Annotated in this window: 4 protein-coding genes and 1 pseudogene; 2 read left to right on the forward strand and 3 right to left on the reverse strand. The window is 63.8% G+C overall.

Annotated features, from left to right (window positions below):
* Nucleotides 1–359 precede the first annotated feature (359 nt).
* Nucleotides 360–1,160: pseudogene (locus MFF56_RS31450) on the forward strand (IS5 family transposase); the annotation flags it as partial.
* Nucleotides 1,161–1,232: 72 nt separating this feature from the next.
* Here MFF56_RS31450 and MFF56_RS31455 read toward each other — a convergent pair.
* The 3 genes from MFF56_RS31455 to MFF56_RS31465 all read right to left on the reverse strand — a co-directional run bounded on the left by MFF56_RS31455 (nucleotide 1,233) and on the right by MFF56_RS31465 (nucleotide 7,204).
* Nucleotides 1,233–5,162 carry a rhamnosyltransferase WsaF family glycosyltransferase gene (locus MFF56_RS31455; RefSeq protein ID WP_156453517.1) on the reverse strand — a complete coding sequence of 1,310 codons (3,930 nt, stop codon included), beginning with the start codon at nucleotides 5,160–5,162 and terminating at the stop codon, nucleotides 1,233–1,235.
* A 273-nt stretch (nucleotides 5,163–5,435) separates the two neighbouring features.
* Nucleotides 5,436–6,275 (reverse strand): class I SAM-dependent methyltransferase, encoded by an 840-nt coding sequence (locus MFF56_RS31460; protein ID WP_066919134.1) that lies wholly within the window; start codon nucleotides 6,273–6,275, stop codon nucleotides 5,436–5,438.
* Nucleotides 6,276–6,400: 125 nt separating this feature from the next.
* Complete coding sequence (locus MFF56_RS31465; RefSeq protein WP_066919133.1) at nucleotides 6,401–7,204, reverse strand: class I SAM-dependent methyltransferase; 804 nt, start codon at nucleotides 7,202–7,204, stop codon at nucleotides 6,401–6,403.
* A 116-nt stretch (nucleotides 7,205–7,320) separates the two neighbouring features.
* On the opposite strand from MFF56_RS31465, the gene MFF56_RS31470 reads away from it, so the two are divergent.
* Entirely contained in the window at nucleotides 7,321–9,162 is a 1,842-nt protein-coding gene (locus MFF56_RS31470) for a class I SAM-dependent methyltransferase (RefSeq protein ID WP_066919131.1), read from the forward strand.
* Nucleotides 9,163–9,396: the final 234 nt, after the last annotated feature.

Raw genomic sequence — 9,396 nt, forward strand, 5'->3', positions numbered from 1 at the left:
GCTGACCCGACCGGCTGCGCGACATCGGCCTCTGCGTTGGCGCTCATGCGCGGCGGCCGGTGGGTCCCTTTTGGACGCCGATCCTGGGTCCCTTTTGGACGCCGATTGACACCCGAGGTCAAGCGCGGCTCTGTCCTGTTGTCACCTCAACGGGTCCTCGAGCGCGCCTTTGACTAGATGACCGGCTTCCGGTGCTTGGCCAGCGACTGTGTAGGCTTTCCCGAAACCTCAGCTTGCCAGCACGTCGTGGCCGCCAGCGGCCTGCCCCGAAGCAAAGCGGCATCCTGCTCTTCCGCAGGGCCGCAAACTTGACCCTCTGAGAATGGCGGACAAATGATGTTTAGACGAGTTGGAAGGGCATGGACGCTCTCGTGCCCGCCGACGTGTGGGCGATAGTCGAGCCGTTTCTGGCGCCTGAACTTGACGAGCCGCGTAGTGGTCGCCCGCCGGCCTCTGATCGGGCGGCGTTGGCCGGCATCATCCTGTCCTGCCCACGGGCGTGCAGGGGAAGCACCTGCCACGGGTGGCGATAGGTTGCAGCGGCAAGACGCGATGGCGGCGGCTGGTTGCCTGGGAGGCGGCCCGGTCCGGGCCGAGCCGCATCGGGCAATGCTAGAGCAGCTTCAGGACGCCGATGCGCTGGATCGGTCGCGTGCTGCTCTCGAAAGCGCCAGCCCGCCCACCGAAAGGGGCGCCGCGACGGGTCCGAACCCTACGGGCTCGGGCAAGCCGGGGACGAGGCGCCCCCGCGTCGTGGACGCCCAGGGGCACGCCGCTCGGACTGAGGCAGAGCGGATCCTACTGCCACGACAGCCGCATGCTGGCCGCCACGCTCGACGCGGTCCGGGCTTGTGGATAGGCCGACCCAGTCGCCCGCGGCGCGGACCCGACAAGCTGCCCGCAGACCAGGACTACGATCGACGTCGTCGTCGGAGCGAGTGCCGCGTGCGCGGCTTCACGGCTCGGATTGACCGGTACGGCACCGAGAGCCGCGAGCGGCTGGATCGCCATCGTGCCGGATCGTGAACCGGGCGCTTGCTTGGCTCGCCCGCTTCCGCCGTCTCACTAGTCGCTACGAGTACCGCGCCGACCGATATCTCGCCTTCACCACGCTCAACTGCTCCCTCATCCACCAAGCTCAGTCCAAACGATGTTGTCCTCGCTTCAAGATCCGGGAACAGCTACGAGAAGCTCTTTCGATGATGAATACGATTTTTCTAAGCCCTAACTCCTTACTCAGGTAGGGCGCCGGCTTTTTCGGACATTTCTTGTCGTATCCGCTGTGCCAAGACACTCGATGTGTAGTCAGGCAGGTCGCAAGGGAGCTGCTTGATTGTTTCAAATGGTATGATTTTACCGACGTTCTTGTCGGCTTTCGTGATCGCTTCATCCAGTGCGCTGGCCAAATCCGAGGGTGTGACATTTGCGATGGAAATAATATTCGACGCGCGCTCTGAAAGATTCTTAAAGGGATAGATGTTCGTGAGAGTTTGAATGCCGGCCTGGGCCATTTCCAACGGCGGATAACTTGGGTGCGGCGACATCATCAGAGAGATGCCGACTGATGAGCGGGAGAGCAGGTCAGCGTACGCGTTCAGCGACACCTTGCCGAGGATGCTTAGATTTTGAACCGATCCGGCGATGTCGGGTGGGTAATCCTCTCCCGCGGACACGATCTGCCATTGCGCCGCGACGGTCGGATTACTCTGCTGCCAACGTCCTATGGCATCGCAGATCGTCGCAAAGCAGTTTCTCGGCGTTCCGGGACGTCCGTAGATGATTAGGATGCGCTCGCGTGGTTTCTGGGATAGGGCGCTCTCGATTGTGGGATTCAGCTGGAAACGAACGACGTAAGCGTCTGGCAGTACGTAGCGGGTAGTCATGAAAGAAGCAAGTTCTTCAGAATTGATCAGCGCAATCATGCGATCGCCGAAGGCATAGGTGGCCTGAGCGAGGCCGTACTGATTCGACCAGCCGTAAAAATCTGGTTCATGATCTTGTACGAGGTAAATCACGCGGGGCGCGTGTTTGTAATAGGCGACTTGACGCATTTGGAAGTCGTACGCGGTGACTGCAGTCCACCAAGCAGTGGCAATGAAGACGTCGTTCGCCCGCAAATCTAGTTCGCTACTCTCCTGATGTGTCAGATCGACGAGCACGCGAGAAAAGTCTGAGTGGGCTCCCGGCGCCACAAGTATCCAGCCTGGAAGAGTACAAACCGCCTCGAGATCAAGCGCACGGGTTGTACAAAGTATGCGCAGATCGACATCGCCGCCGAGTTCAGCAGCTATCTCTTCAAAGATCCGGATCGCCGTGTTGATGCCCCCAAACCGAAGTTCCGGGCTGAGTGTGGGTATCAACAAGTTCAGTCGCGGGCGGGATTTTGTGTCCCGGCGCGTGAGCGTGTTGATTAACTCTGGATTCAGGTTTCGCTTGTCGAGTGTCGGCAAGCGGTTGTTCAGTAGTGTGCGACACGCCCTCAACAGGTCCTGATCAAGATCATCGGCGTTGTGAACAGGTATCAGCGCCGCGGGTGGCACGCGATCTGCGCGGCCGATCTTGACCCACCTGTAGCCCTCTCCTTCAGCGAAAAACAGGATTGCCCGCTCGATGGCGTGCGCAAGGGTCCCGTCGATCTGGCCCGACTCGGCTGGAAAGTCTGTCCAATCGAGATCGAGGTTCAGGAGACCTCGTAGCGCGTCGCACCGTCCCCAATAAAACGAACTCGACGGAAATTCGAGCAGCAACTCCTTGCTGACGATGAGGCCGGCTCTGGCGAGCAGTGCCTTGGCCGTATCATAGTTGCCACCCCAGTTCAGGAGGTTGCGAACCGGCTCGAAATGTTCAGGGTAAACGATGCCGACATCCGGTCGGCCCAGCAGCTTCAGAATTGAGCGCACGATCTCCTGGGAGCCGACCAACGTATCCAGTAGATAGGTGCGCCACGGTGCAAAACGGCTATCGTGGGGAGATCTCTTGGAATGAATATGGAGAAATATCGAGTAAGTTCCGAAGACGTCCTTGAAGCCGACAAGCATCGGCGCAACGTCTCGGCCGATGTTCGGGAAGACCCTGACCGTGAGAGCGCCTTGGTGCGCGGAGAAAGCCGTCTCGATCTCCCGCCGCTTCGCTTCCGTGTCTGTTGAGATGAAGAGATCGACCTGGGTCGGGATGTGCCCCAGATGCGAGCGGATTTCGTCGCAGAGTTCAGGGTAGAAGATGTGGGCGATCACGGCGACTCGATCGGGCAAGTCCGCCTGGTCAGGGACATGATGGAACGGAACCTCCAGCGCGAGGTCCGTGCTGCGGGTGGGCCGTGTACTCTCCACCGCACCGTAGAAGGTCTTCAACCTTGCGGTACGCCGGTACTGGCGGCGCGGAGCCGGGACAGGCCTGCCGAGCGGAGCACGTGCTTCACCACCGTGGTGGGCAAGATGATTTTCGATGGCCTCGACAAGTGCCGGGTTGGTCCCAAGACTCTGGCGCCAGCCCCGCGCATCGGTTTGGGCAAGTCGATCGCGGAGCGCCTGGACCTTGACGAAAGGAAATCCGCGCGTCAGCAGCTCGCGCCAGCCCTCCAGCGTGGCATTGATGGCTCGACCTGGACGGATCGCCGTTGGGAACAGGATCTCGTATGTAAGGCCGGCTTCCTGGAGAGCAGCGGCCGGTGTGATTTCGTAGGCATCGATCACCGCCTGCTTGTCACGCAGGCTTCGCACGCTGTTCCAGAACCGGCGCAAGTAAGGTGAGGTGAGGCCTGCATTCTTGATGACGATGAAGTAGCTCATCAGGTGGTGGCGTACCTGATGGCTATCGGTGAGCGCGACAACGTCGGCAGCGCTGGCCCGCACGCGGTTCACCAACGTGCTGAACTGCTTCGGATCGGTAGGGCCGTAGAGGCTGTCGTTTGCGAGGAGCAGGCAACGCGCGCGCCAGAGATCTGGCAGGACCGACAAGGCTGTGGCCCAGGCCGCGAAGTCCCAGCCGTGGTTGCGCCGGATGATGAGCCCTTCGCACGCGTCGCAGAAGGTGGGCAGCGGCTTCGCGAGGCCCGGCGTGGCCACGGTAAGGATGACCAGGAAGCCGCTCTCGCGGAGAGCCGCGATGTAGTGCCGGGTATGTTCGCCGATCGAGCCATCCGCGCTGTACGTCACGAACACGCAGACATCCCGGTCCTGCAGTTGGGCGGGGGCGCGGCGGATCTCGTAGGGGATGTCGAGAACGGCGCATTCAGCCACGCCATCGTCGGGCGGCCGGATCGTGGCGCGCTCTCCATCGCCGGCCGTGAGGTAATGAGCCAAGGGGTCTTGGCCGGAGCGAGCCGCGTCCGGGTGGCGGTAGCCGTACCAGGAGCGGTCGAAATCCGGGTGCGGATCACGGCCTTCCTCGGCGCCGATGCGGACGTAGTGTGCGAGCGGATTCTCGCCTGTCTCACCCAAAGTCTCGTGATTGTGGACGTACCAGTCCGTATCGAACATCGGGTTGGGATCGAAGCCCTGAGCGGCGCCGCGGATGAGATAGTGGACGAGCGGCGGCATGCCGATGCCGTCGAGACCCGGGACGGCTCTCAAGTAAAAGGCATCGTCAAAGAGCGGGTGTGGCATGTGCCCCGCACCCGAAAGGTAATGCAGCAGCTGCTTCTCGGGCGGTACGTGGGGATTGTGCTGGCCGTACCATCGCGGGTCGAACAATGGGTGCGGTGAACGTCCCTCCCGCGAACCGTCGCGGATGTAATGAACGAGCGGGTTGACGCCCGCGGCGCGCACGTCTCCGTAGCGCTCGAGATACCAGGTGACATCGAAAACAGGATGCGGGTTTCGTCCCTGTTTGTAACCGGTATCCAAGAAGTGGGCGAACGGATTGCGGCCACTCTGCGCGAGGTCCGCATTGTCGCGTGCATACCACTCAGGGTCGAACAGCGGGTGCGGCGTATGTCCCTGCCGCGCGCCTTCGCGCAGATAGTAGTTGGCCGGATCTTTATCGACGTCGCCGTAGGTCGCTCGGTACCAATCCGCGTCAAAAATCTTCCTGATAAGCCTCAAGTCACGGTTCCGCTCGCTTCCAGGCACCTGCTTCCCGTGCTTGAGATACTCCAGGGGGGCCGTCACGGTCCGACCGATGGAACCGATGCGCCTCCGCAGCCATCTCTCACTTGTCTTCACGATGAGCGATCCTGTGTGCTATTGCCTGTATCGAGCTGTAGCGGAACGCTTTGACCCGACCGTCTTCTGCGATGAACAGTTGATTTTGCAGCTTCGCCAGAGTGCTCTATAGCCCTGTCCTCGGTACTCGCATCTCGCGACCAGAGGTACAGCGGTCCTCACTCAGCAGCACGAGAGCTGCCGCGTCGGTCCAGTGCCGGTCCCCGGCCACGAATGTGCGGACCCGTAAAGCTGGATGCGAATTCTGGCGACTCGGTTCCGGGCGCGCAGCTTTCATTCCTGTTCTCCGTCCGGCCAGCGCAGGCCATCGAGCCGCGCCGCAACAGCGTTGAACGGGCGCTGCCCTCGGCCGGGCCGGGCGACAAGAGTCACGCGGTCGGCTCGGGTATTCAGCGGCACAGGCGCGAGACAGTCAAAAACGGAGGTGAAGCCGAGATCTGTGAGCAGGTTCGCCAAGCTGAGGCGGGTGAACCAGAAGCTCGTCGGATTATCGAGTGATGCGCCGAGATTGGCGAGCCGCGTTTCCGGCGAGTCCGTGTCGGCATGCTCGCGGTAGATGCTGCCCCAGTAGGTTCGACCCTCGAAGGCAACCGCGATCTCGGGCTGCATCGCGATCCGTGTATCGATGATGCACAGCGCGGTGCTGACCGCACGGATTGCCTTCAGGAAGTGGAAGCAGGCGGGCTGATCGAGGTGGTAGAGGATGCCGGAGCACAGCACCACGTCGAACTGGCCGTACCGCTCGGCCGAGAACGCCCGGACATCGTCCTGCACGAAGCGCAGATTATCGAGCTCGAGAGCGGCTCGTGCGAAGTCCGCCTTCGCGAAATTGGCTGCCCGGCCCTCGATGCCCAGAACCTGCGCCCCGTGTCGGGCGAACTCGATCGCGTAGAGCCCCTCGCCGCAGGCAAGATCGATCACGCGCAGGCTGTGCAGCGGCCGATCGAGCATGTCTGACACGATCTGCAGAAACTTCAGCGTGCGATGGTTGTCGCCACGCGGTTGGTTGTCGATCGTGAACAGGCCGTACGGGAGCGCGATGTTGGCCGATCCCCAGGGACCGTGTTCCGCGACGATGGCCTCGCGGCCAGCCCTGATCTCATCTTCTGTCATCTTCGGCCTCGCCGACCCGCGGCACGAGCCGCGTGCTGTGGCGCCTCTATAGGTCTGCCCCGTGTCGAAGTCGACGGCCTGGATGCCTCTGCGGCCTCTCGCGCCCGCGGAAGTGGGTGCTGAACTCAGGAGGCCGCGCGCGGCCGCATGACGAGCCAGGGTGTCGCGCCGGAGCGCCACTCCCACATGCTGAGCAGGCGGTCGAGATGCGTCGTCTGACCGAACCAGTCGGGTAGGGCAGGGGGCGTCAGGGTCTCGTCGATGCGCCGGACGCTGTGGCTCGGGCGGAAGCGGTCAGCGATCGCCTCGCACAAGCCAGGCTTGAACACGTCGTGGCACTCGACGAGGAGCGTCATGTCTCTGAGGGCGTGGTAGAGGTCGGGCCGCAGCAGCGCGTCCTCGCCACCCTCGATATCCACCACGACGAGGGTGCGGCGACCGCGGAACCGGGCGAAATCCTCGCCGCGGAACTCGCCGCCGACGGCGACGCGTTCGGCCACGCCATTGAGTGCAGCGAGTTCGCGCACGGCTGCCTGGGCCACCGGATTGATGTCATGCGCGTAGACCTGACACCCCGTGGCGCGCCGCGCGAGCCCGACCGCGTAATAGCCCTCCGCCGCGCCGATATCGATGATCGCGTCGAACGCCGATCCGGAGACCTCCGTGAGGAAGGGGTGAAGGGGGGCCTCGTAGCAGCCGAGCAGCTTCGCCGCGAGACAGCCCTCCGCGGCCTCCTGGCGGAACACCATGCCGGCGAAGGGACCGTTCTGGACCGTGAGGCCGTGCCGGGCGATGATCTCCCGCTCGATCAGTTTGGAGCGCCAGATCGCGAGCAGGCGCAGGGCACGGTTCAGGCCGGCCCCGGAGGTGAGAGTACCGTCCTGCACCATCGCCTTGACATGCCCGGCAATGACCTCATTCAGATCCATGTCGTTCGGTCCTTGTCGCGCGGTTCACGGCCCGCGGCGATCGGGTCTTAGCCTGGGACGGATCCCGAGCGACTGACAAGGGGCGTCGCGCCAGGGAGTTTGGATTGAGGCCGAGCATGGACGTCACCGGGGGCGATCGCGGCGATGGCGCGGAAGATCCGCAGACTGACGGGCCTCGGCTGGCCGTCCTGTTCTGGTTCTATCATGAGCCGGAGATCTGCGCCGCGCGGCTCCGGCACTTGAGAGCCCTGAACCCGGACACACCCATCTACGGACTCTTTGGTGGATCGCTCTCCGACGCGGCCGCGATCGCCGCGCAGCTCGGGACCCTGCTCGACGATCTCTATGTCTACGGTGAGGAGCGCGATCCTGTCTGGAAGCACCGCCACGGCGATCAGCTGATCGCCGCGTGGCACCGCGACCGGGGGCGCCAGCTCGTCTGGGATACGCTCGTCGTGGTGCAGTGGGACATGCTGGTGCTGCGCCCACTTGCTGAGCTCTTCGGCTCCCTTAGGACCGGGGAGGCTCTGTTCTCAGGCTTCCGTCCGGCGGCGGAGGTTGCCGACTGGTGGGGCTGGCTCAATCCCCGCAACCCGGAACGGGTCGTGGACCGGAACGCCTTCCAGAATTATCTGCGCGATCGGCAGGGTTACGAGGGCCCTCTATGGTGCTGCCTGTTCATCGTGGTCTGCCTGCCGCGGATCTTTCTCGATCGCTATGTCGAGGCGGGCCATCCGGAGATCGGATTCCTTGAGTACAAAATCCCGACCCTCGCGCGCGCCTTCGGAATCCCGATCCGCGAGGATCATCCTTTCAAACCGTGGTGGGCGGCCGACCCCCAGACGAAAGGCGCGCCGGACTCGGACCGGCTTTTAAACGCCGTCGGGGCCGACGTCCCCCGCGAGATCATCGAGGCCGAAGGCGCTGCCGGGCGCGGCGCGATCATCCATCCGTTCCGGCAGCACTTCCCGAGCGTCCCGGCCCGGACCCTGTTGGAAGGCGTTTTCCGCTGCCGGGTCTGCGACGGGCCGGCAGAGACTCGCCACGCTGCCCGAGAGATGATGTTCGGCCGCCGCGACCCTTTCACCTACCGGGAGTGCTCGGCCTGCGGGTGCCTGCAGATCGAGACGGTGCCGGAGAACCTCGCCGACTATTACGGTGAAGGCTATTATAGCTTCGGAGACCTCGACGCCGAGTTCGCCGACCCCGCCCTGCGGGGAGCCTACGGCGAGCGCGTGCGCGCGCTCCTGACGCTGCCCGAGGCGGAAGCCTTGGCGGTATCCCACGCCGACATGCGACGGCCGCTCCTCTCGTTGCGTCGCCTCGATCTCGCACGACGCCCGCGCATTCTCGATGTCGGCTGTGGCTCCGGGCGGCTGCTCTACCAGTTGCGGCTGGCTGGCTGGGATGCGGTCGAAGGTGTCGATCCCTTCCTGCCGCAGGACGTTGTCTACGCGAACGGGCTGGAAGTACGTCGGGCGGAGATCGGAGCGGCGGCGGGTCCCTACGACGTGATCATGCTCCATCACGTGTTCGAGCATCTGCCGGACCCTCTCGCCACATTGCGGGCCGTGCGGGGAAGACTCGCGCCAGGAGGACTCTGCCTGCTGCGGCTTCCGCTCGCGGATTCGGAGGCCTGCGAGACCTACGGCGTCGATTGGGTGCAGCTCGACGCGCCGCGGCACCTCTTCCTGCATACCAAGGCCAGCCTCGAGCGGCTGGCGGAACGGTCGGGGTTTCGCATCGCCGAGGTGGCCTACGATTCCTACGACCTGCAGTTCTGGGGCAGTGAGCAGTATCGGCGCGACATCCCATTGTTCGATCCCTGCTCCTACCGCTGGGGTCAGGGTGCCCCGCTGTTCACGCCCGAGGAGATTGACCGCTGGCGAGACCGCTCCGTTGCGTTGAACGCGGAGGGACGGGGTGACCAAGCCGCCTTCTATCTCGAGGCGGTCTGATCCGGGTCGGTCCGCCCGCGACCCGGCTGCCCCGGGATGTCGTGCAGGCGGGTGCGGCGCCTCTGCCGAGGGCGTACTCGGCGGGGTAGGTTGGAAGTTCAGCGACGCGTCCGAGCCCGGCGCCTCCTAAGAGCCTGTTTGAGGTCCTCCGCCGGCCGTCCCCATCTGTCTCGTGTCACCAATACACGATCCGTCTGGCAGGACGGAGGAGAGAGCAGATGTGGACGGACCGGC

The sequence above is a fragment of the Methylobacterium hispanicum genome (assembly GCF_022179285.1).
Taxonomy (GTDB): Bacteria; Pseudomonadota; Alphaproteobacteria; order Rhizobiales; family Beijerinckiaceae; genus Methylobacterium; species Methylobacterium hispanicum.

Bases quoted from the DNA above. Each gene is read 5' to 3' on its own strand.
- MFF56_RS31460 (WP_066919134.1), bottom strand. From the start codon at position 6,275: ATGACAGAAGATGAGATCAGGGCTGGCCGCGAGGCCATCGTCGCGGAA.
- MFF56_RS31465 (WP_066919133.1), bottom strand. From the start codon at position 7,204: ATGGATCTGAATGAGGTCATTGCCGGGCATGTCAAGGCGATGGTGCAG.
- MFF56_RS31470 (WP_066919131.1), top strand. From the start codon at position 7,321: ATGGACGTCACCGGGGGCGATCGCGGCGATGGCGCGGAAGATCCGCAG.